Source organism: Photobacterium sp. 1_MG-2023, from assembly GCF_030547945.1.
GTDB lineage: Bacteria > Pseudomonadota > Gammaproteobacteria > Enterobacterales > Vibrionaceae > Photobacterium.
Window position 1 is genome coordinate 37,165 of sequence record NZ_JAUORR010000025.1, and the last position, 23,049, is coordinate 60,213.

The 23,049-nt window shown below is 51.7% G+C and carries 19 protein-coding genes and 1 pseudogene; 8 read left to right on the top strand and 12 right to left on the bottom strand.

Going from position 1 to position 23,049, the window contains the following annotated elements:
• Window positions 1-28: 28 nt before the first annotated feature.
• Entirely contained in the window at window positions 29-823 is a 795-nt protein-coding gene (locus Q4579_RS18230; protein WP_303566119.1) for a hypothetical protein, read from the bottom strand.
• A 301-nt stretch (window positions 824-1,124) separates the two neighbouring features.
• Here Q4579_RS18230 and Q4579_RS18235 point away from each other — a divergent pair, with 301 nt between their 5' ends.
• On the top strand, window positions 1,125-1,751 hold the full coding sequence (locus Q4579_RS18235; RefSeq protein WP_303566121.1) for a LysE family translocator: 627 nt from the start codon (window positions 1,125-1,127) through the stop codon (window positions 1,749-1,751).
• 68 nt (window positions 1,752-1,819) lie between these two features.
• On the opposite strand, the gene Q4579_RS18240 is transcribed toward Q4579_RS18235, so the two are convergent.
• A complete protein-coding gene (locus tag Q4579_RS18240) occupies window positions 1,820-4,231 on the bottom strand; it encodes a metallophosphoesterase (RefSeq protein ID WP_303566123.1) in 2,412 nt (803 codons plus the stop codon).
• A 277-nt stretch (window positions 4,232-4,508) separates the two neighbouring features.
• On the opposite strand from Q4579_RS18240, the gene Q4579_RS18245 reads away from it, so the two are divergent.
• Window positions 4,509-5,942, top strand: coding sequence for a PLP-dependent aminotransferase family protein (locus tag Q4579_RS18245; protein ID WP_303566125.1), 1,434 nt, complete (start codon window positions 4,509-4,511; stop codon window positions 5,940-5,942).
• A 92-nt stretch (window positions 5,943-6,034) separates the two neighbouring features.
• Window positions 6,035-6,259, top strand: coding sequence for a hypothetical protein (locus tag Q4579_RS18250; RefSeq protein WP_211651526.1), 225 nt, complete (start codon window positions 6,035-6,037; stop codon window positions 6,257-6,259).
• A gap of 49 nt (window positions 6,260-6,308) precedes the next feature.
• On the opposite strand, the gene Q4579_RS18255 is transcribed toward Q4579_RS18250, so the two are convergent.
• Window positions 6,309-6,926, bottom strand: a complete 618-nt coding sequence (locus tag Q4579_RS18255) for a glutathione S-transferase family protein (protein ID WP_303566127.1) — start codon at window positions 6,924-6,926, stop codon at window positions 6,309-6,311.
• 388 nt (window positions 6,927-7,314) lie between these two features.
• Between Q4579_RS18255 and Q4579_RS18260 the strand changes: the two are divergent.
• Both Q4579_RS18260 and Q4579_RS18265 read left to right on the top strand, forming a co-directional pair.
• A pseudogene (locus Q4579_RS18260) lies at window positions 7,315-8,706 on the top strand (glycoside hydrolase family 1 protein).
• Between the two features lie 66 nt (window positions 8,707-8,772).
• The gene (locus Q4579_RS18265; RefSeq protein ID WP_303566128.1) at window positions 8,773-9,693 is read left to right on the top strand and encodes a M14 family metallocarboxypeptidase; all 921 of its coding nucleotides are present in this window, start codon (window positions 8,773-8,775) and stop codon (window positions 9,691-9,693) included.
• An 80-nt stretch (window positions 9,694-9,773) separates the two neighbouring features.
• Here the strand turns inward: Q4579_RS18265 and Q4579_RS18270 are convergent, their stop codons facing one another.
• From Q4579_RS18270 to Q4579_RS18290, 5 genes are all read right to left on the bottom strand, one after another.
• Window positions 9,774-12,221 carry a glycoside hydrolase gene (locus Q4579_RS18270; protein ID WP_303566129.1) on the bottom strand — a complete coding sequence of 816 codons (2,448 nt, stop codon included), beginning with the start codon at window positions 12,219-12,221 and terminating at the stop codon, window positions 9,774-9,776.
• A gap of 82 nt (window positions 12,222-12,303) precedes the next feature.
• A complete protein-coding gene (locus Q4579_RS18275; protein ID WP_303566130.1) occupies window positions 12,304-13,203 on the bottom strand; it encodes a DUF2861 family protein in 900 nt (299 codons plus the stop codon).
• Window positions 13,200-13,850, bottom strand: coding sequence for a response regulator transcription factor (locus Q4579_RS18280; protein WP_303566132.1), 651 nt, complete (start codon window positions 13,848-13,850; stop codon window positions 13,200-13,202). Before Q4579_RS18280 ends, Q4579_RS18275 begins: the two co-directional genes overlap by 4 nt.
• Window positions 13,847-15,298 (bottom strand): DUF3404 domain-containing protein, encoded by a 1,452-nt coding sequence (locus Q4579_RS18285; RefSeq protein WP_303566134.1) that lies wholly within the window; start codon window positions 15,296-15,298, stop codon window positions 13,847-13,849. The genes Q4579_RS18280 and Q4579_RS18285 overlap by 4 nt, the downstream gene beginning before the upstream one ends.
• Before the next feature lie 49 nt (window positions 15,299-15,347).
• The gene (locus tag Q4579_RS18290; RefSeq protein WP_303566135.1) at window positions 15,348-16,838 is read right to left on the bottom strand and encodes a PLP-dependent aminotransferase family protein; all 1,491 of its coding nucleotides are present in this window, start codon (window positions 16,836-16,838) and stop codon (window positions 15,348-15,350) included.
• Window positions 16,839-16,944: 106 nt separating this feature from the next.
• Between Q4579_RS18290 and Q4579_RS18295 the strand changes: the two genes are divergently transcribed.
• Window positions 16,945-17,862, top strand: coding sequence for an EamA family transporter (locus tag Q4579_RS18295; protein WP_303566136.1), 918 nt, complete (start codon window positions 16,945-16,947; stop codon window positions 17,860-17,862).
• Between the two features lie 48 nt (window positions 17,863-17,910).
• On the opposite strand, the gene Q4579_RS18300 is transcribed toward Q4579_RS18295, so the two are convergent.
• Window positions 17,911-18,639 (bottom strand): gamma-glutamyl-gamma-aminobutyrate hydrolase family protein, encoded by a 729-nt coding sequence (locus tag Q4579_RS18300; protein ID WP_303566138.1) that lies wholly within the window; start codon window positions 18,637-18,639, stop codon window positions 17,911-17,913.
• 80 nt (window positions 18,640-18,719) lie between these two features.
• Between Q4579_RS18300 and Q4579_RS18305 the strand changes: the two genes are divergently transcribed.
• Complete coding sequence (locus Q4579_RS18305; RefSeq protein WP_303566139.1) at window positions 18,720-19,544, top strand: helix-turn-helix domain-containing protein; 825 nt, start codon at window positions 18,720-18,722, stop codon at window positions 19,542-19,544.
• Here the strand turns inward: Q4579_RS18305 and Q4579_RS18310 are convergent.
• Window positions 19,538-20,956: an MATE family efflux transporter gene (locus tag Q4579_RS18310; RefSeq protein ID WP_303566140.1), complete on the bottom strand. Its 1,419-nt coding sequence runs from the start codon at window positions 20,954-20,956 to the stop codon at window positions 19,538-19,540. The two genes, Q4579_RS18305 and Q4579_RS18310, sit on opposite strands and share 7 nt — an antisense overlap.
• Window positions 20,957-21,159: 203 nt before the next feature.
• On the opposite strand from Q4579_RS18310, the gene Q4579_RS18315 reads away from it, so the two are divergent.
• Window positions 21,160-21,687 (top strand): hypothetical protein, encoded by a 528-nt coding sequence (locus Q4579_RS18315; RefSeq protein WP_303566141.1) that lies wholly within the window; start codon window positions 21,160-21,162, stop codon window positions 21,685-21,687.
• A gap of 62 nt (window positions 21,688-21,749) precedes the next feature.
• On the opposite strand, the gene Q4579_RS18320 is transcribed toward Q4579_RS18315, so the two are convergent.
• Window positions 21,750-22,070 carry an AzlD domain-containing protein gene (locus Q4579_RS18320; protein WP_303566143.1) on the bottom strand — a complete coding sequence of 107 codons (321 nt, stop codon included), beginning with the start codon at window positions 22,068-22,070 and terminating at the stop codon, window positions 21,750-21,752.
• Window positions 22,067-22,771, bottom strand: a complete 705-nt coding sequence (locus Q4579_RS18325; protein ID WP_368502004.1) for an AzlC family ABC transporter permease — start codon at window positions 22,769-22,771, stop codon at window positions 22,067-22,069. Before Q4579_RS18325 ends, Q4579_RS18320 begins: the two co-directional genes overlap by 4 nt.
• Between the last annotated feature and the right edge of the window lie 278 nt (window positions 22,772-23,049).

Consider the following 23,049-nt stretch of genomic DNA (forward strand, 5'->3'; position numbering starts at 1 on the left):
TCATTCACGGCATCACCTGATTCAGGTTTCAGTCGAGAAACTGCATATTGAATCCAAGAAAAACTTGCCAGTCCGGATAGCCCGCACCGTCGTCCGCCACAGAAAACTGAGGTTCAACAAATACGTTGTAGACTGTATTTCCTTTCTTGATAACCTGTCCTGCACCAATGCCAAGCGGCACGCTGTAACTATCATCCTCAAAGTTGTAGACCCAGATTGGTGCAGCCCGCAGATAGGTGCCGCCGCCCAGTTGGTAGAAGGCAAACGGCTGGAAGGCACCCACGTTCACATCCTGTCTGGCATCTTCACCGGCAAAACTCTCCTGCCAGGTCAGCAGATAGCCGTATTGAAAGACGGCAGAACTGGCGTTAAACAGCACGTTCGCGATGCCCGCAGACCATTTTTCACTACCGACTTCATCTTTCGTGGCGGTTGGCGCCGTTAACTGGGGTCCCACCCCGAAGCTCACGGCTGGATTGCCGGTATCAATTAAATACGCCGCAAAGATATTGAAATCACCAATGCCAGTCGTATGACTGCCACTGGGCGGAATTGGATAGGTATTCACGGGGAGCGAAGCCCGCACTATCCAGTTGGTCTCCGCCACAGAAACGGGTTTGGCATAACGAATCCAGAACTGATTGGCATCTTCATCGGATTCGGTGACATCACCGATGTAGTAATTCTGGAAATTCAGTGCCGTCATATTCGCCAGCGGATTATTTGCCTGCGCTGCAGAAGCCCCTTGTTCCTGTGCTGCCGTACTGAAACTCAGCAGCACCAAACCGGATAAGGCACAATGATAATTTTGTCGTTGATTCATCCTGATTCCCTGTGTGCCACTGAACCTCAGTGTTTTCATTCACTCAAAGCATTTAACTGCCATGCCGCTTGTTAACTTATGTCTTTTACGGATTAAAATTAGCACACCGGAAAAACTCTGCTTTCTCAAAAACGTTGAAATATCCAATATTTTGGTTCATTCAAACGCAATGCACCCCGGATATGAATCTGATTGAAATTTTGAATTCTGACGCGTTAGAATCGCCCGATTTGACCCTGTATATGACAATCCAGCGCCAAAGTTCTCGTCAAAAAGTTAACCCGACAAAAGAAGGATTCAGATGTCCGAATTTCATTTCATTTGGCCGATTTTGGCCTTACTCACACTGGGCGCGATGACACCCGGCCCGTCTTTCCTGCTCGTGGCCCAATGCGCGATGTCACAGTCACGCGTTCATGCGATCGCCGTGGCGCTGGGGATGGGATGTGGTGCACTGGTATTTGCTTTGCTGGCCGCGTTCGGACTCGTCACATTGCTGACGGTTGTGCCTCAACTTTATCTGACATTCAAAATTCTGGGCGGGGCTTACCTCTGCGTTCTGGCTTACCGCATCTGGAAAATCAGTGATCAACCTGCCAGTCAAGCTGCGCCGCTACACACTCAAAAGCATGCAGGCTCATGGTTAATGTATGGTTTCACAACGCAGCTGTGTAACCCGAAAACAGCCCTGGTATTTAGCAGCGTATTCGCTGCATTGCTGCCTGCTGAGGTGCCATCCGGGACGCCTTATCTCATAAGTGCTGGCGTATTTTTATCGAACTTTGGCTGGTATGCCTGCGTGGCGATTCTGCTGTCCACAGAAAAAGCGCAATCCGTGTATCTCAGTTTCAAAAAAGCATTTTGCCGGACTGCAGGCGGGTTGCTGGGGATCTTCGGACTCAAAATGATGGCTTCTGCATCACAATGACCTTCAGGCAGCACCGGAACAGGTGCCGCCTGCTCATTTGTTGCTTCCCTTAAAAAACGATCACCGGATTAAGGCTGCGTCAGTGAGAGCTGAAAATTATCCAGATGCACGTCTGCCATACTGCCGGACTTTTTCACCGCCCGCAGCATCAGTTTCACCGATCGCGCATTGGCCGGTATCCGCATTGAGGATGCCTGAGTGAGCCAGGTTTGCTTCTGGCTTTCAGTTTGAATCACATTTGGCTCTCCCAGATGATTTCCGCTCGCGTCCAGTGCCTGTAAGGTCACGACAGCATGATCACCATCTCCCCAGCCGTTGCTGTTGAAACTCAGGCGCAAAAAAGCAGAAGATTGGTCAATTGCGTCCCGGTACGGACGGAGATCAACAACCTGACTCAGATCATCATACGCCGCACCTCCCGCCGTTGAATCATTCGGACGGGCGCTGAAATAGAACTGGCCTTCAGCAGCGGTGATATTGTCGATTTCCTCCAGAACACGCCAGTAACCCTGCTCGAGAGTCCAGCCCGTCAGATCCTGATTCTCTGCACCGCCATTGACCAAGGGTAGTGCCGTTGTCACCCCCTCATTGATGGACAAAGTTGCGGTATCACTCCAGTCAGACCATCCCAGGTTTTCATTGCGGACCCGGGCACGCCAGTACCATGTGTCTCCCGGAAATACCGTCAATACAGGTGCTGAACTGCCCTGAAATGGGTCACGGTAAGAATCATGGGAATGTTCAGGCGAGCGTTTCTGCCATTTATAGGTTTCATCACCCCCCATTTTCAGCTTGCCCGAATAATCCGACAGATTCACTTTCGTCAAATCAGCACCAGCCTGTGTATCCACCGGCTTGCCTTGGACGGTGCCGTCCTGCTTCGGCCAGACGTTATGGCTCCGGGTCTGATTCCCCCAGAGGTCAAAAACGCCCTCACTGAACTGGCTGTTTTTGCTCAGTTGCCATTGCACTTCATAGATTGCATCTGGATCCGGGTGGCTGATCGCCAGATTCAGCTGATTCAACCCAAGATTTCCATAGCCTTCGGAAACCTGTGGCGCACTCGGTGCCGCCGCTGCAGTCTGCATCGTCAGTGTATCTGACACGGTAAAAGTATCTTCCAGGCTGGCAAAACCGCCCCCTTTCGATGCAACGGTAGCGCTGTAGCGGGTCAGTTTCATGGATGGCGACGTGTCCTGATTGAACGTCAGCAGGTTAAAGCCAAACTCACTCTGGCTGATGGCAAATGTATCGTAATCCCGTGTGTCGTTGTGATAATAATTGTCATCGTTGATCTTCTCGCGATACCCCGCTGCTGTGGCCGCATTGAGCCAGAGATGGGATGTGTCCATCGACTGCCCGCGCGAATAAGCATGCGTGTGTCCGAATAAATGGCCCGTCAGCTTACCCGTTTTCCGGCTGAAATCTTCCATTTCGGCAACCATCTCGCAACTGCCGATACTTTCACCGGACAGCCACATTTCAGACAGGCACGGATGGTGGAACATACTCAGCACATAATCTACATTCTGATGCGTTTCTGTATCGACCAGTAACTCTCTGAGCCATTGCCGCTGAATTCCGAGAATTTCAGCCTGAAACTGACCGTGATTTTTGGAAATGGGATAACTGTCCAGACCCACCAGCCTCAGGTTGCCATAATCCAGCCAGTACCAGCGTTCTTCATAGCCTACGGAACCATTTTCAGGCTGCTGGAAAAAATGCCGGTAGTTCGTCAGCTCTGTATTGCCATAATAATCATGGTTTCCCGGTACGGCGACCAAAGGCACATAAGGTGTAATCGCTTTCAACTGATCAAAGAAGTCGCGACGCCACTGCAGCAGATCGTAGCCATTGTTCACGATATCGCCGGAAATGGTGATCGCCGCGATTTCAGAGGCGCATTGCTCTGCCTGATTCTGACAGACCGTGGGAATGACGCCTTTGGTGATGATATCGTTCAGCGCGCCAAGGGTACTGTTATTTTGTGTATCACTGATCGCAATGACATTGAATGGTGAAGGACTTTCACCCGCTGAAGGATAAGTGTTGAAGACATATCGGTTTGATACAGCTGATAATTTTTTCCCTTTGGCTTCACTGACAATAAAGTATTCATAAGCCGTGCTGGCATTCAGTCCTTGAATGCTTGCGCTGTAGAGGTTTGTCTGGTCAACCTGCACAGGTTTTACCACCAGAAATTCACCTTCACTGTCGGTTGCTCTGACCCAAACTTCCGGCGAAGCATCCCCGGTTTCAAACAAAACAGCCATACTGTGTGCAGTAGGCTGCTGCAAATAGGGATGAATCGTAAACACAACAGGCTGCTCAGAGGTCGGTGCTGGCACAAGTTGGCCTACACCAATCTGCCCTTTTTTATCTTCCGGAGCCGGATCATCCTGAGTGTTACATCCTGAGATGGCCATTACGGCCAGAAACGCTGCGGTTCTGACGCCAATCTGCTGCTTGATTATCGACATGTTTTTTCCTTTTGTGTCATATGTGCCCAGATAATTTGGACTAGTCCAGTTAGTCGTCAGTGATGCTAAAACGCGTATATGACACGCGGTCTAAAACGGGATGACAGTTCTTTATCATTTTATTGACACTAGAAAGCAGGGGGCGATCCGGCAAATCCGGATTGCATCGCCTTCTCATCAGCTCAAACCCAATTCACGCATCAGTTTCCGTTGTTCAGGCTTGTGTTCGCGCAGCCACATGCTATGTTCACTCAAACACTGAAGAACCCTCAGAGAAATGAATAAATATCAGTCACTTGCTTTACAACTGAAACAACAAATCTGTGAACAGATCTGGCGATCCGGCGAGAAGATACCATCGGTCCGGGCCTGTAGTCGTCAGGCGCAAGTCAGCACTGCGACCGTTCTTCAGGCATATCAGTTACTTGAAACCGAAGGCTGGCTGGTTGCGAAGCCTCAATCGGGGTATCTGGTCGCAACAAATATCAGGCAAGTGATCCAGGCAGAAGGTGAAACGCCCCCACCGGATGCTCCCCCGATGCGAATTAACGATCTGCTTTATGATGTGTTTCAACGCACCAAAAGCAGCGATTTCATGCCTTTCAGTTCAGCCTTTCCGGAAGCCAACCTGTTTCCACAGCAGGAACTGGTCCGCAGCCTGGCCAGCGCTTCCCGCAAGATGAAAGAGAACAGTGCGCTCACCAATCTGCCCCCCGGCAGCTACGAATTACGCCGCCTGATCGCTCAGCGTTATGTCCAGCAAGGGCTCTCGGTGAAACCAGATGACATTGTGATTACAACCGGTGGACTGGAAGCCTTGAATCTGAGTTTGCAGGCGGTTACCCAGCCCGGCGATTACGTCGCGATTGAATCGCCCACTTTTTACGGCGCGTTGCAGGCCATCGAGCGGTTGAAACTGATCCCGGTTGAAATCCCGGCTTCCGTGACCTCCGGGCTCGATTTGGATGTGCTGGAAGAAAAGCTGGCGGCCTATCCGATCAAAGCCTGCTGGCTGATGACCAATTTTCAGAACCCACTCGGTTACAGCCTCAGCAATGCACAAAAACAACGTCTGGTATCACTGCTGAATCGCCACGAGGCGTATCTGATTGAAGATGATGTGTATTCGGAGCTGTACTTCAGTGAGCAAAAGCCTTTACCGGCAAAAGCGTTTGACCCGCAGGATCGGGTCCTGCTGTGCAGCTCCTTTTCAAAATGCCTGTCTCCGGGATTCCGGATTGGCTGGGTTGTGGCCGGCAAGCTGAGTGATCAGATTCAGCGTCAGCAATTTCTGTCGACCATTTCCAGCAGCGTGCCCGCGCAGCTCGGGATCAGCCATTATTTACTGCATGGCGGCTACGACAATCACCTGAGAAAACTGCGGACCACATTGCAACACCGAAAAACAGCGATGATCACAGCGATCAAACAGGCCTTTCCAAAGCAGACACAAGTGTCCGACCCGGATGGTGGTTATGTGGTCTGGCTGAGTTTCCCGCCTCCGTTTGACTGCCAGAAATTCTACGAACTGGCCTCACAGGCAAACATTGCGATCGCACCGGGAACCATTTTCAGCCTCCAGCAAGATGCCCGGCAGCACATCCGTTTAAATTACTCTTATCCGCTCAATCCGAAAACATTGACGGCCATCAATACTTTGGGCGATCTCGCGGCACGATGCCTGCGATCTGAGAGCGAGGCCTCAAGCTAAACTGTTTGGTCAATTAACCCCTGAACTGTATCGGTCTGTCTTGCACGTGCTGTGATGAAATACAGACTCACATCAGTACTAAGGGTCTTCTCATGAAAAAAACCACCAAGCCAATTGACGAAGTCAGAATGATTCCAACCGCCATCATGTGTCTGCTGCTGGTGGTGATTGGGCACTTTGTGCTTGTGAAAGATTTGGCCTATTTCGCTTGGGCAGAAGTGACTGCCGCCGCCATTCCATTCCTGCTGGTCGGCTTAGGGTTCTTCTCCGTTCGCCGCGCCGCAGTCATTGATCAAAAAAATCAAACGTCAGATTAATTGGCTCTGCCCCTTTGGCTTGCCAAAGGGGCAATTTTCACCATCAGCCTCAGCGTTTGCCCGATTCTATTTCATTGGATCGGACATAGCTTTCATGGCTCAGCAATTGCTTTGCATAACGCGCAAGATTCGGAAAAGCCGGTAATCCCCCCTTCTGATACAGAATTTCAATCATGAATGACATCATGATATCCGCACCAGACAATTGCTCTGCCACCAGATATTTTTTCCCTGCCAGCGATTGATCCAGATACGTCAGAATGCTCATCATTTCTTTATCGGCATACCCTGCCAGGAAATGGGTCTCGCATCCGTCCTTCTCAAGAAACATCTTCAGCAGCATTGGCAGCATCGCTGAACTCTCAGCAAAGTGAATCCACTGCACATAAGCCGCATATTCAGGTGTGCCGCGTTGTGGCGCCAACCGGCCTTCACCGTAAGTTTCAATCAGATATTCTGTGATCGCACCGGACTCCGTCAGCACCAGATCACCATCTTCAAGCACTGGCGATTTCCCTAAGGGATGTACTGATTTCAATTCAGGCGGGGCCAGGAAGGTCACGGCATCGCGTTGATACGGCACCATCTCGTAGCTCAGCCCCAATTCTTCCAGCAACCAGATGATTCGTTTCGAACGAGATTGATTCAGGTGGTGTAGCTTGATCATGTTGAATCTGCCTTTATCTTTTATATTTCAAGCCCACCAGCCTAAAGCATTTGATTTTTAAGAGCGATGAAAATTAGTTTTCCCGTTCCTGATAAGAAACGTTACGCGCTGCCGATCGCATAAAATTCTCCTTTTCCGCCAGGAAAAAGCAGAGAAAGTGATTCGATTGATCTGAATCAAGCCATCTTTTCCTCTGAAAGTTACATTGAAGACCTCCATGTTTTTTGGGAAATGCATGTGTACGTTTGCCCCTGACTTGCAGGGGCTTTTTTTCATGCTGATTCACTATCAACCCATCAAACAATAAGCATTCAACTGCCATTCAGTTTTTCCTGAACCTCAGTCTGCTAGGATCCAATCAGGCTTCATATCAAGGGAAGAACACATCATGCAGACTTTTCCTGCTCACTTTCTGTGGGGCGGTGCGATCGCAGCCAATCAGGTCGAAGGGGCCTTCAATGAAGGCGGTAAAGGATTGTCGACAGCCGACCTGTTGCCCAAGGGTATTTTGAGCCCGCATCAGCCTGAAGCGGAACGGACGCCCGGTATTAAAGACGTCGCAATTGATTTCTATCACCGCTATCCGGAAGACATCGCACTGTTCAAAGAATTGGGATTCACCTGCCTGCGCTTGTCGATTGCCTGGACACGTATTTTTCCGAACGGTGATGAGGAAACCCCCAACGAAGCCGGACTGGCTTTCTATGACTAGATTTTTGATGAACTCGCAACGCATGACATCACACCATTTGTGACGTTGTCACACTACGAAATGCCTTTCGGTCTGGTCAAAGCTCAGGGCGGCTGGGCGAGCCGTAAAACCATCGCTTGTTTTGAACGTTATGCACGAACCGTATTCGAACGTTATCAGCACAAGGTGAAGCTCTGGCTGACGTTCAACGAAATCAATATGTCACTCCATGCCCCTTTCACAGGCGTGGGTTTACCGGAATATGCCGATGAACAATCCATCTATCAGTCGATTCATCACCAGCTCGTAGCCAGCGCAATCGCCGTCAACTTATGTCACGAGATCATCCCCGACGCCAAGATTGGCAATATGCTGCTGGGCGCGGTGAACTATCCTTACACCTGCAACCCGGATGATGTTCTGGCAGCGATGCATGAAAACAACAAGTGGCTGTTTTTTGGTGATGTGCAAACCCGGGGTAAATATCCCGGCTATATGCTCCGCTATTTCCGGGATCAGGGCATCGAACTGAAAATCATGCCGGGTGATCTGGAAACGCTGGCCAGCGCCAGTGTTGATTTCATCTCGTTCAGTTACTACGCCAGTGGCTGTGCAAGCGCGGACCCAAAACAAAAAGAGGTCGGTAATATTGTCGACAGTGTGCCAAACCCATATCTGAAAAACAGTGAATGGGGCTGGCTGATCGATCCAAAAAGGCTGCGTTATTTACTGAACCTGCTCCACGACAGATACCAGAAGCCGTTGTTCATTGTTGAAAATGGTCTGGGCGCGAAAGATAGTGTGGCAGAGAATGGCGACATCAACGACGATTATCGCATCACCTATCTCAATGATCACCTGGTCCAGGTACGGGAAGCCATTGCGGATGGTGTCGAGGTGATGGGATTCACCAGTTGGGGGCCAATTGATCTGGTCGCGAACTCTACGGCAGAAATGAGCAAGCGTTACGGCTATATTTATGTCGATCGACACGATGATGGCAGCGGCACGCTGGCACGTTACCGAAAGAAAAGTTTCTACTGGTATCAGGAGGTTATCCGGACAAACGGTGCCGTATTAAAACCCTGAACAATTGAACAATAAGGCTGGTGAGCGTATGCTTCCGGTGCTTCAACACAATCAATAAGGACAGCTATGAGCAGTAAGCGTACCTACCCTATCGGCACGCCCGGCCAGAAATGGACCATGAAAGAAAAAGCAGAATGGCTGGCGCAACTCACCATTCAGCGATCTTATCAGGACGAAGTGGTGACCCGGATCGAAGCCCTGAAAAACCGCTTCGATGTACTTCAATATGGTGCTCTGTCTTACGACATCGAGAAGTACCCGCTGTTGGCCATCAAATCCAAACACTGGCAGGACCATAAACCGACGATTCTGGTCACAGGTGGCGTGCATGGTTACGAAACCAGCGGCGTTCACGGTGCCATTCAGTTTGTCGATCAGAAAGCCGAGCATTACAGCCAGTTCTTCAACATTCTGGTTGCCCCTTGCGTGAGTCCCTGGGGTTACGAAACCATCAACCGCTGGAACCCGAATGCCGTTGATCCGAACCGCTCGTTTTATGACAACAGCCCTGCTGAAGAATCAGCCGCGCTGATGAAGCTGGTCAAAGATCAGGGTGTTGAGATTCTGGCGCACATTGATCTGCATGAAACCACGGATACCGATGAAACCGAATTCCGCCCGGCGCTCGCTGCCCGTGACGGAGTTGAATATATTCCGGGCACAATTCCGGACGGTTTCTATGTGGTGGGCGATACCGACAACCCACACGATGCTTTCCAGAAAGCCATCATTGATGAGGTCCGCAAAGTGACCCACATTGCGCCACCGGACGATGAAGGCAACATCATTGGATCACCGGTGTCGCAGGAAGGTGTCATTGATTATCCGCTGAAAAAGCTGGGTCTGTGTGCTGGCTTATCAGACTGCCAGTACAGCTCCACAACGGAAGTCTACCCGGACAGCCCACTGGTAACGCCATCAGAGTGTAATGATGCTCAGGTGGCCGCCATTGTCGGCGCACTGGAATATATCATCCGCCAGCAATAACGGATGCATGAAACCCCGTGGTCCCTGCCGGGCCACGGGGTCGTATCGATCCCGATTCATCTCAGGATCGATTGTTTGGATCAACGCGATTGCGCCTGCCAGACGATGACTTCAGCCTTGTGACCCGCATTTGCCGCCAGTTCAGCCCGGAGACTCATCGCTGGAATCGTCACGCGCGTCTTCCCAATGTCAACGGGCTGCGCCTGCCGGGTAAAGTTCGCCACCAGCACACTGCCATCGCTGAAACGGGTTTGTTGCACATTCCCCGACGCATCCAGCCACTCAAATCCGATTAAAGCTTTATCCCACAGCGCCTGATGAATCGGCGCAAACCCTTGCTGATAATGTTGCAGTGCTCTCATCCGTGGCCGTTCAGGCGACTGCGCTTCATCCCGGTTCAGATGCACCATTGGCGGCGTGTTATACAGCATACCAGCCAGATCCCGAATCCCCTGTACATCTGAAAACTTCAGGCTGTCGGTATGCCAGTGATGACTGTTGATCAGCTCATCATGAAAGACCGCCTGATACAAAGGCACTTTAAACGCTGGCGAGAAAAATAAAGTCCGGTACGGCTCTTTCACGCGCGCTTGCCGGAAAAAGAAAGCCGGTTTGTGATCGGGATACCACGCCCCCAGATAATACGGTGATTGCCGGTTGGTTTTCATGTCCGGGTCGGTCCAGCCAAACCCTGTGGTTTCCATGCCATGCGCAAAAACCACACCCCGGGTTGTGATCCCATTGCCGTCTTCCGAGCCCAGCACCAGATTTTGCTGGCTGAACCAGGATAACCGCTGATTAAAGGCCGCAGCCATTGCCTGTTGTGATTTCGGACGAGACGATCCATGTGTGTCATCACGATAACTGCCAGTGGAATAGTCCTCCCGCACCATCCCGGTTGCATCAACATCTAAAAACAGACTGTTAAACCCGCCCAGTGCCACAATCTGTTTCGCCCGGCGTTTCACCGCATCCAGCCCGCACCCCGGGTTGAGATAGTTCCCCTGCCCGCGAAACCCGCGCTGCAGACGACCATCTGCATTTTCAATCGCACAGGCGGTGCGCATGGCTTTGGGCAGATGTGCCGTCAGCCAGCCTGGGTTGTCCGCCACATCAATCGCGGTGTTATACGAGTCATAAGTCGCGACCAGATAACCCGCCTGTTTCGCTTCAGCCACAACGTCCGGCTGGAAGAACGCAGGCAGCCAGTTGTCCAGTCCGATCCAGAGCCGGGACAATCCGGCACTTTTCAGGGTTGCCAGAACAGGCGCAGATAAACTTTGCCCCCACTGTGAATGCGGTATTAAAAAGCGCGACGCGTGTTGTTTTAAATACGCTTTACGAAATTGGATGGCATCAAACTGGGCCGCAATCCCATCGTCATCCGTTTGCCCTTTCACAAAAGGATAAATTGTTGCCAAAGACTGGTTGATCGCTGCCACAAGGATCTGCTTTTGATAAGCATTTAAGCGGATGGCGCTTCCCGTCTGACCGAGGTGTTTCAATTCACGGATCACGTCCTCAGAAGCCGATTCACTCAACCGGGTGTCGCTGAAATACCAGTGCGTCAGTCCCGGCCAGTCTTTGACATCGGCTACGGCAATCCCGTCTGAACCAAAGAGATACACATGGCTGGCGCCAATCAGTTTTCGGACATCCGGGTTGCGTGCTGCTTTATCGTGCAGACCTTCCCGCTCGCCATTCGATGCCCGCCACGCACGATATCGCAACGCACCAGAGAGATTCTCTTCTCCCAGATGAATCAGCACCTGAAACGGATTTTCCCGATTGAGCGGCGTGAAGTCATGGCTGGCCGACATGTTCATCGTCGCTGGATGTGAACCTGCTGTGCGGTTCGTCAAATCCTGAAAATCCAAACGGTTTTGATAAGGATTCACCAGTAAAAAAGACAAAAACCGTGTCTTCTTCGCGTTCACACCCGTGTTTCCGGATACCGCTTCAGGTCTTACCGCCTGCGTCCAGAACGGCATTTTCAGATCTTGGGTGGTGTTACTGCCTGAATATTCCTGCGCAAGATAAGCGGCCCATTGCGGATGATCCAAGGGCACCCGCATCCCCTCATTGAAGGGCAACAATAACTCGGAAACAGCGTCCTGCGGTAAATCAAACCAGTTCAGCCGAATAGGATGATTGCGTTCAACGGGGTGCTGAGAGCGCCGTTGAAAATCCAGAGACAGATCCCGGCCTTCAAGACGGGCTGTCACCTGAATCGCGCTGGGCTGCCACTGCCAGCTCACTTGATTGGGCTGAGCTTGTGGCTGTAGCAGCACCGATTGCTGTTTGCCGTCGACGCTGGCATTGGCCTGATTCACCGCATAGGTCTGTCCATCCACAGTCCAGTGCATCGCCAGAGTTTCAGGATCCAACTGAACCCGATGCTCGCCCTGATTCAGTTCGAGCACGGTCGCATTTATCACGGATGAAAAACAAAGCAAACCCATCGTGAACAGTCCGAAACCCGCAGCTTGTCTGGCGGATTGCATCTTGAATACAGTCAACATTTTCATAAGCATACCTGTGTGAAATCAACACGGGTATTCAACCGCGTCTGCGCCCATGAAATGTCACCCCATTGTCTTCATTCCACCATCAATGACCCCGATGTGGCAGATAACGGACGGGTAAAGTCGCGCGACTGATCGTTTCAACTTCGATCTCACCCTGAAAATAACGTTCAGAAACGACCGCGCTCAACCAGTTTGCCGACTCTGGAAAACTTTCTGGCAGAATGGCGCGATTCTGACGATCCATGCGCACTGCTTCCATCGGTGCAATCAACCCATATTCTGCATCCAGCCATTGCCATAATCGGCGCGAACGCTGACAACGCTCATCCTGCATTGCTGGTGACGCCGAAAATTGAAACGGGCTCGCAGATGAATCATCCGGGTCTATCATAACCGGGGGCGCAGGTTTCCCGGACCACTGGGTTGCCAGAATCAAGACATGACGTTGACTGCCCACGCTGAGCAGATACTCCCCCTCAGGAATGGGCTGAACCCCGTCCTGACTCTCGAGTTCAGCGTACCCGGAGTCAGCAGGGAACAGGCGCCCATTTAACCACTGCATGCCGTCACGATCAGACAACGACACCTGAGTGGGCTGGCTGAGCCCCTCCATCGCAATCTTGAGCTGATAAACGTCCTGATTCAGATTCATTTTGTGCTGAATCACCAGTGTGACCTGCGGCTGTCCGGATGCCGGGAGGATCTCCTGAGTACCGGTCAAACGGCGACCGCACTCACTCTGGTTCAGGATCTGCTGGAACAGGGGCCGCCATCGTTCGACGGGCACGGCGTCAGATTCAGACTGCCGTAAAACCAGTTGTAATTCCTGCCAGGCCAGTGTCGTCTCTTCATTCATCAGCGCCTGATACACCGGTTGCAACGGTGTTGCTCTGAACCACCCTGCCTGAAGACTACCCGGTGCGAAGAGCGCGGCGAGCAACGCCAGACAACGGACGCCGAAACAAGCCATACTGCCGCTCATGAGTCCGTTCCTTTCAGGCGGTAGCCGACACTGCGGACCGTTTCAATGTCCAGCGAAGGTAGTTTCTGGCGCAGATGCAGAATGTGATTATCGACGGTCCGGGTGGACGGAAAAGCCTGAAACCCCCAGACTCGGTTGAGCAGCTCGTCCCGGTGATACACCCGGTTCTGATTTTGGATCAGCAAGGCCAGCAACTGAAACTCTTTGGGTTTCAGCGGCACGGTGACTTCCCCATACTTGACCCGCTGACCAGACAGGCTCACAAATAAATCCTTATATCGGATTTCCACTTCACCCAAAGGCCGCAGTTGTGCCTGTATCCGGGCCAGAAGTTCCTGATGAGAAAACGGTTTGATGACATAATCTTTCGCACCTGCGCCCAAGCCTTCCACGCGTTGCTCAATCTCTGTCTTTGCGGTCAGCAGAATCACCGGTAACGCTTTTTTCGTCAGCCACCCCGGCAACCAGCTGACACTGTCACCTTCCGGCATCTGACGGTCAAGAACGACCAGATCAGCCTGATACCAGCATGGTTCAACCTCAGTCAGACGCCGGACCCAGCGACAGCTAAATCCCTGCTCACGCAAAAAATCCGACAGACCCTCGCCTAGCAGGGCATCATCTTCCACCAGCAAAATGTGGCTCATAACGGTAACTCCAGACGATAACGTGTCGGATGGCGGCGATGGATCAGTCGCCCACCGAACCGACGCATCAAACGCCGGACAATCATCAGTCCGACGCCCATTCCCGCGACAGAAGGTGAGCGAGCGAACGACCACCGGAAAGATGACTGTCCCTGATCACAGACTTCAATCCACACACGATTTGATTCAATGCTTGCCCGCAACGTCACGGGCGGCTGACCATGAATGAACGCATTGCGAAGCAGATTATCCAGACAGACCCCTAGCCAGTAATAAGGCAACGCGAGTTCCCGGTCCCCTTCCAGCTCATAATCGAGCGAATAAGATTCGGTGACCGCGGACAGCCAGTCTGAAAACAGCACCGCATCGGTCTCTTTCATGGCTTGCCGCTGATCACTCAGAAACCCCTGACTCGTTTCAGTTAATCGGGACAGACGCTGAAAATCAGCCGACAGCCGGTAAAAAGCATCCTGCGCGACTGTGCTCAAATCATCAAACTGATCACGAAACTGCTCCACGGTAAAGCCCAGACTGGCCACTGGCGTTCTCAGTTCATGTGTCAGCAACTGCAAAATAAACTGCCGTTCTTTCATCGCACGGCGTCGCTCGAGCAACAAATGCACCGCCATTCCAGATGCCAGTACGAGTAACCCCATCAACACAACCTGCCACCAGATGCGCTGCTGAGTCACAGGGGACAGACACAAATTGCTGTATTGCATGACACAGGATTGCCCCGCAGTTTGACGGATTGGTGCGACAGAAAGACCGGCCCTCGCAGCAATGAGTTGCCACTGCTCAGCTTCGAGTACATCAATCCCCTGCGGATGACTGCGCCACAAGCGGTCGTCTTGCGCCAGATAATACCGATAGCCGCCCAAGATGGCGGTTTGTCCTGCTGCTGATAAACCTGAAAACGTCTGGTGCAACGGATGTTCAGGATTTGCGAGTGTCAGACTGCCAGCGTGCTGACGGTAAAAAATATGGGACTGGCTGAAATCGGGCTGCTGCTGAAGATAAGCCAGATATCGATCGGCATAACTGCCACCAGCCGGATGCAGTGCAGACCACTGTTCGTCCCAATCATCGCCAAAGTCTTCTCCCCGGCACAGCCGACGCTCAAAGGCCACCGCTTGCAACCAGGACGCACTGTGCAGATCTTGCGGTATGGCGGTTTCAACGTCGCAATGCCGCTGTATCTGATGAAGCAGCTTTAATTCAGACCAGTCGTATCGCGTCAAATCCGGATACTGACTCTCCGGCAATAACAAATGCTGGGGATAGCGGTTCAATTGTTGCTGCGCAATCAAGCGGTCGCTTCGCACCGCAGATAATTGTGTGGTCCATTGCTGCCACAACGCCTGAATCTCCGGCATATTCACCGGACTGTCCGGCTGCGCAAACACAGGCATCGCCAAAAAAAAACACAAGCGTCCGATGCCTTTCACCCGCGCCCCCTCAACATCAAAATCATGAAAGCGACATGATACAGCTGGGTCATTTTGAAATTGTCTCCGCAATGTCACCGTTGCGGGTTTCAGTGATGGCGCAGGCAGCGTCTGTATGCATCGCCTGTTTCAACAGCTGAATGAGTGCATCCAGCGCTTGCTGGGTGGCGTTTCCAGGTTCACCCGGTTCCGGTAATGCATACCCGATGTTGACCCGTAAACAATCCCGGTACAGATCACGACTGGTGAACAGTGCTCCGAGCCGGATATCCAGCTTGGTTGCCTGCAAAAGATGTTTGAATCGTGCCAGGTTCAATGCCGGGATTTGCAACCACAGCACCATGCCGCCTGCCGGGTCGCTGATTCTGACTTCCCCTGGCAACGCCTGTTCCAGATATTCAATATAACGACGTTTATTGGCCAGCAACGCAAATCGGCGATGTTTGAGAGAACGACTGTACTGGCCGTTATCGATAAAGTCGGCAATGGCCAGTTGCACTGGCAACGATACGCCGAAACATCCGGCCGCGAAGCGACGCAGATAAGATTCGAAATAGCGCCCCGGCAAACACCAGCCTAAACGGTAACTGGCCGCCAGTGTTTTCGACACCGAACCACACCACAAGATGTAACCCGCCTGATCATAATATTTCGCCGGTAAGGGCACCGTATTACTGTACGGCAACTCCATATACACATCATCTTCAATCACTGGCACCTGATATTGCGCGGCCATCCGGGCCAGACGTTGTTTCTGTTCTGGCGTCATCGTAATGCCCTGCGGATTCATGTGCGTGGTGCAGAACAAGCCAGCCTGAATCGTCCCCTGCTGCATGTGATTTTCCAGTTGGTCCAAATCGATACCACTTTCCACCGACGGAATTTCAACGATATTGCGCGACATCTCCCGCAGCAACGTCAGCAATCCATTAAAGCAAGGGGAGCTGATTGCAATGGCATCACCGGGCTGGGTACAAACCTCAATTGCCTCCCGGATTGCATCCATACAGCCATGGGTGATCACCAGTTGATCCGGCTGAAAATGGAAACCATAAGGTGCAAAGTGCTGCGACAGAATAGTGCGTGTGATCTGCTCGCCCTGAGGCGCGGGATAGAAATTCATCCGCTCGCCCAACCGCTGGTGAGCGCGGCGAAAACTTTGTTCCAGCTGCTTGGCCAGCACTGCATCCGCTTCAAACCGGGAATACCCCAAAGGGCCCGCATGCTGACTTTCGGGCGCCTGTCCATGTGAACCCCATTCTTCAGCAGCCTGATATTCCGCAACCGAAGCCATCCGGCTTTCAAACTGAACAAGCGCAGGCTGGCGATGGGTGCCCCGCTTTGCGACAAAGTAGCCCGACTGAGGCTTGGCGACGATCCACCCCTGTGATTCAAGATGTTGGTAGCAGTTGAGCGTGGTCGTCATGCTCACCCGATGCAACTGAGAAAACTGACGCAGCGACGGCATCCGGCTCAGTGCTGCCAGCTTGCCCGACTGAATCGCTGAGATGTACTGCTCTGCAAGCTGCTTATATTTCATATCCCACCACCAACTGTACTCTTTTTGAATTTAAAAATTGTATCTGCACCGCTCCTGTTCGGCAATGCACAATGCAACTGAAATCAATCACGCAGGAGGACAACAAATGAATTTCAAGGATGCTTTGCTGGGTCTGTTTGTCATGCTGATCTGGGGAATTAACTTTTCAGTCATCAAGTTAGGCGTCAGTCAGACCGATCCCATGTTGATGACGGCCATCCGCTTTACATTAGCCACGGTGCCGCTGATCTTTTTTGTGAAAAAACCCAATGTGCCATGGCGATATCTCATCAGTTATGGCGTGATTTTTGGTGTCGGTGTCTGGGGTGTGGCTTCCTGGTCTATTACGGCGGGATTGTCCGCTGGCATGGCGTCAGTGCTGTTGCAAACCAATGTTATCTTTGGCCTGCTGATCGGCTTTCTGGTGTTTCAGGACAAAATCACTGCCAATAAAGTCATCGGCGCACTGTTTGCAGGTTGCGGGCTCACACTCTCTCTGATGGCAACCGACGGCACAATCACGCTTCAGGGCGTTGTACTGATCCTGATCTCTGCGTTGTCGTGGAGTCTGGTCAGCACCATTGTGAAAAAATCCGGCACCACGCAGGCGTTTGCGTTCAGTATCTGGGGCATGGCGTTTGCCCCCGTGCCGTTACTGATTTTTGCACTATCCTTGCACGGTACGGGAATCATTACGGAGGCCATCGAAGGCTGGAACCGTTACACCACGTTTTCCGTTTTCTTTCAGGCCTATCCGACCACGGTGTTCGGCTACTGGGTCTGGAATCGCTTGCTGCTGAAGTATCCGCTCAGTACCGTGGCCCCCGTGAATCTGACCGTGTCTGTTTTCGGGTTAATGGGTGGCGCCCTCTTCTATGGCGAGCCTGTCGGTGCGCTTCAGATTCTGGCTGCCAGCCTGATTCTGTCTGGCGTTCTGGTGATTTTACTGAATCCGGGCAGACAATCGCTGGTCCGCATGGTGATGCGGCTGCGTCGTCACGCTTCCTCAAATGCTTCTCTCTGAAACTTAAAAGACACCCGGTCGCGGGTGTCTTAGCTATTTTTTCAGGTTTCAGTTACAGGCATTCAACTGTGATTCCGCCACCAGTGCATCCATAAACCCAAACAGTGCGCGGTTCATCTCGCTGTAGTCATTGCTGAGCAGTGCTTCTGCAGTCTGAATGAAAGAGCGACTACCAGCACCTTCGAGATCGGCGCCTGAATGTTCGATCAAACCAGCAATGGATTCACGGGTAAACTCAGGATGACACTGAAAGCCATAAGCCTGCGACGAGTAGCGGACAATTTGGCGCGGACAACCCTGACTGGTTGCCAGCACCTGACACTCTGGCGTTAAACCCGGCATATCATTGTGCCAGTGGCCAACAATCAGTTGTGCCGGAAAGCCTTCGAATTTCCGGTCCAGCCGCGCATGTTTGTTGATGACGATCGGGAAACATCCGACTTCCGGCTCAGGGCTCTGCATGTAGGGCGCACCAAAAGCCTCTCCCAGCAACTGTGCCCCAAGGCAGAAACCCACCACAGGTTTCCCGGCAGCCACAACCCGCTGAATGAGCTGGATCTCTGCTTTCGCATCGAAATAAGCACAGCTTGCCTGGGTTGTCGATGGGCTTTGCGGCCCGCCCAGAACAATCAGTAAATCAATCTCATCCACCTGCTCCGGCAGGGCTTCTTCCAGATAAACACGCGAATAGGATGTAGAATAATTGCGCTGATCGACCCACTGCAGCAGCGCGCCCGGCCCTTCAAATGATTCGTGCATGACAAAATGTACTTTCATGACTGTCCCTTCTTTTCAAACTTGTCATTCGTGATTCCAATTCATAATATGCACTTTTGGTAACAACAGATAACGACAATATGACAAAAAATACCGGTGATCAGACAAAACAAGCGGTGGATAGTAACACCTTGATCTCGCAATACCCGGACCATCCTGTCCTGATCAATCGGATTGAAATGGCAAAAGGCTTCCATGACGCCAGTCACAGCCATGACTGGCATCAAGTGCTTTACCCATCCAGTGGCCTCCTGAAAACGCGAACAGACTCCCACCATTTTTATATCCCGCATCACAGAGCCCTGTTTATTCCGGCGGGCGTCAGCCATGCATCGGATGTGATCCGGGAGGCGACTTTCATTGGCCTGTACCTGAATCCGTCACAAATCAACGCATTACCCAAGGTGAGCCAGCCCATTGAGGTCAGCCCTTTTTTCCGGGCGTTGATCCTGAAACTGGTTCAGGCCGTTGACCCTGATCAGCCGATCACGCAACCGCTCCTGAATTTACTGGCGGTGTTTGCCGACGAGCTCCGGGCAAAAAAAGACAGCGCCCTGGAACTGCCAATGCCCGCTGATCGCCGGTTACAACCGATAGTCAACGCACTGATTGAACAGCCGGACAGCCAGAAAACACTCCAGACATGGGCTGAAGAAACAGGCGCAACCGAACGGACACTGTCCCGGCTCTTCAAGAAAGAAATCCACCTGACCTTTCCGCAATGGCGGCAGCGGCTCCGCCTGATGAGTTCGCTCAGTTTACTGGAGAAAGGAGATTCCGTTCAGAATGTGGCGCATCAGATTGGTTATCAGTCTGTGTCCGCATTTATCGAAGCGTTCCGTCTGGCGTTTAAGCAAACCCCGCAACAATTCAAAACGGAATCCCGTCAGCAGGCTGCCTACTGATTCCCCTTCTCAATCAGGGCTTCATCACACACATGAACGATTTGCTGTTCTTCGTCCGTCATCCGGCCTTTTTTCCAGGTTCCGCGCCGGAACCAGCAGAAAGCAAAAATAGCGACCACAACATTTGTCACCGCGAAAGACCACCAAATACCCAGATCCTGCAGCGTGGTGTGCTTCGACAGAACATAAGCCATCGGAAACTGAACCATCCATTGCGACACCAGGGCCACCATCATGGCATTCTGCATATTGCCGGACGCACGAAAGGCTGAAACCACACATAACTGAATCCCAATCCCGCCCCAGGTCAGGCACATGGTTCTGAGAAACCGTGCCCCCGCCTGAATGACCTCAGGGTCATCCGGAATGAATATCGCAATCACCTGTGGCGCGAACACATAGACCAGCACACCAATCAGCGTCAGACCCATGAATCCCCACAGGGTGCCGAGCAAGGTGACTTTTTCAGCCCGTTCGATTTGGCCGGCACCCATGTTCTGACCAACCAGGGTTGAAACAGCCATCGACAAGCCCATTGCGGGAATCATCACAAACTGAAGGATATTCGCACCAACCCCGTAAGAGGCAATCGTCACGGTGCCGAAACTGGCAACCAAAAATGACAAAATGATGGTTCCCAGCGCGCGGGCAGACAACTCAACGGAGCCCGGTACTCCCAAAAAGAATGCCTTCCGGATATAAACAAAATCCGGAATGAAATTCCGCCACACCAGCTGAATGCCATGCCTCCCCTGCAGAAACACAATCAAACCGAGCACAGCTGCGATCGACTGAGTGACCAGCGTCGCAAGCGCTGCGCCCATCACACCCAGACCCGGGAACATGCCCCATCCAAAAATGAACAAGGGATCGAGAAAGAAGTTCAGGACGACGGTTCCGAACACGATCATCAATGGGATTTTAATTTGTCCAATTCCCCGCATCAGTGACTGAAACATGGCAAAGAGAAACACAAAAATCACGCCGATAAATGACACATGCATGAACTTCAGTGCGTCACCGTAGACCTGATCACTGACCCCAAGCAACATCAGAAAATAAGGGGAGAGCAGATAACCCAAGATACCCAGTATCACAGAGGTAATGGCCACCATCAGCATGGTTTGGGCGGCGACATGATTGACTTTTTCATGTTGCCCCGCGCCCATATATTGCGCAGACAACGTAGCACCTGCCATCGCTAAGCCGGAACCCAAGGCAATCACCAGGAAAGTAACGGGCATACTCACAGATACCGCCGCAACCTCAGAGGCCCCGAGCCGGCCCACCCAGAACGCATCGGTAAACTGATAGGCAGACTGCAATACATTGGTGAGAATGATGGGAATTGCCAGTGAAATCAGCGCTTTGTTAATCGGTCCTTCCAGAAATTTTTTCTGCTTATCAGACATCGGTCAACCTTCACATTATTTTTGTTGTTCCAATCAGCATGGCGTTCATACCCGTGAAGTCAATGGCGGCGGCCAACACTTCTGCGTTTCTTTCCAAAGTACCGCTATTCATGCGTCGCAGAATACGTGACAGGAATTTCGCTCGTCTTGCTATACTTTGTCCAATACCTGCTCAGCACCGTGATTCAACGAAGGATAACGGTATGAAATCTCTCTTTCCCCTTGCCATCGTCGCGTTGACAGTCGCTGGATTCGCCCAGTCGGCTGACAAAGATGCCATGCTTCAAGATGCTTTGAGTGCTGCCCCTCCCACCCTGCGAGATAAAGTCACCGTGATGGACTGGGACAAAAATGTTCTTCAGGAAGGCTCGGGTCAATACACCTGCTTTCCGACACCCCCGCAACTCGAAGGGACAGCCCCCATGTGTATGGATGGCCCCTGGATGGCCTGGGCTGATGCCTGGATGAACAAAAAACCGGTTCAGGTCGATGCTATCGGTATTTCCTACATGCTGGCTGGTGATGGCGGTGCCAGTAATATTGACCCTTACGCCGAGAAAGAAACACCCGATAACCAATGGATTGTGGAAGGGCCACATCTGATGATCATCACACCGGATAAGTCTTTACTGGATTCTCTGCCAACAGATCCAAACAATGGCGGTCCTTACGTCATGTGGAAAGACACGCCCTACGCCCATATTATGGTGCCCGTCGGTCCCCGGAAATAAATCACAGTCTCAAACCAGGCAATTATTGCACCTTGCCTGGTTTGCCTTTCTGGCAGCTGCAATTACGATCCCATCAGCATCGACACACCGCCAAATACAACCATCCCAGTGACCGCTGTCAACAGTACATTCTTCGTTTTCCAGGCAATCAATGCCGAGACTAAAGCACCAATCAGATAGGGATTGCTCAAAGATAAGTTCAACCCGCTCTGTTCGGGTACAAAGACTATCGGCGCCCAGATTGCGGTCAGAACCGCCGGGCTGGCGTAACTTAAAAAACGTTGTGCCTGATGATTCAGCCGGATGGGCAAACCCGGAGCCAAAAAAAGATACCGGCTGGCAAAGATAATCAAAGCCATCGCAAGAATCGTCAACCAAATCATGCCTGTTCTTCCTTCTTGTTCAGGTGCTCAAATGTTGTGTTGCCAAAGATTCGTTCAATGCTGTAACCGCAGATCATCGCCAGCAGACTGGCAATCATAAGGCCGCCTTCTATTGCCAAAGCTTCGGCAACGACAGAAGCAAACATCGCAACCAGAACCGAGATCAGTACAGACCAGCGTTGAATCGTTGGAATCACAATGGCAATGAAAGTTGCAGCAATCGCAAAATCCAGGCCGAGTTCATCAAGATTCGGAATATATTTTCCGGCAAAGATCCCGGCCAGCGTCGCCAGATTCCAGCTGATGTAGAACCAGAGTCCGGCGCCCAGCGCATACCAGGGCTGGAACCGTTTCGGGGAGTGATTGCCACAGAGCGCAAAGAGTTCATCAGTCAGCAGAAAACCCAGTCCTAGGCGCCACCGTAAAGGTAAAGGACTGATCGTCGGCCGCATTGTAATGCTATATAACAAATGACGTGACGTAATGAAAAAAGTTGTCAGGAGGATCGTCAATATTCCGACTCCGGCTTTGATCAAACCGGTTGCCACCAATTGCGCAGCCCCGGCGAATACGATGGCCGACATTGCGACACTTTGCATGACATTCATCCCCGCTTCAATTGCGAAAGAGCCAGCCAGTAATCCCCATGGAATCACGGCAATACATAAGGGCGAAACGGCCAAGGCCCCTTGCCTAAACAACCGATAATTCTCCCTGTTTTTCAACGCTTTATCAGAAAAACCCTCACGTTCTGAACCTTTGATTGTCATCATACCACCATGTAAATCCTCCTCAATTTGGCAAAATACTATGCACTTTTTTTCTTGCGCAAATTTGTCAATGCAAAATCGAGGATAAAAGCAAAAAAATCGGAAATAATTGACCCTTTACGGATTATTAGCACTGACGAACAGTACTATAGTTTACTCTTCTCACGCCACAAGCTAATGTGACACAACGACGCAGATAAACACCTTAA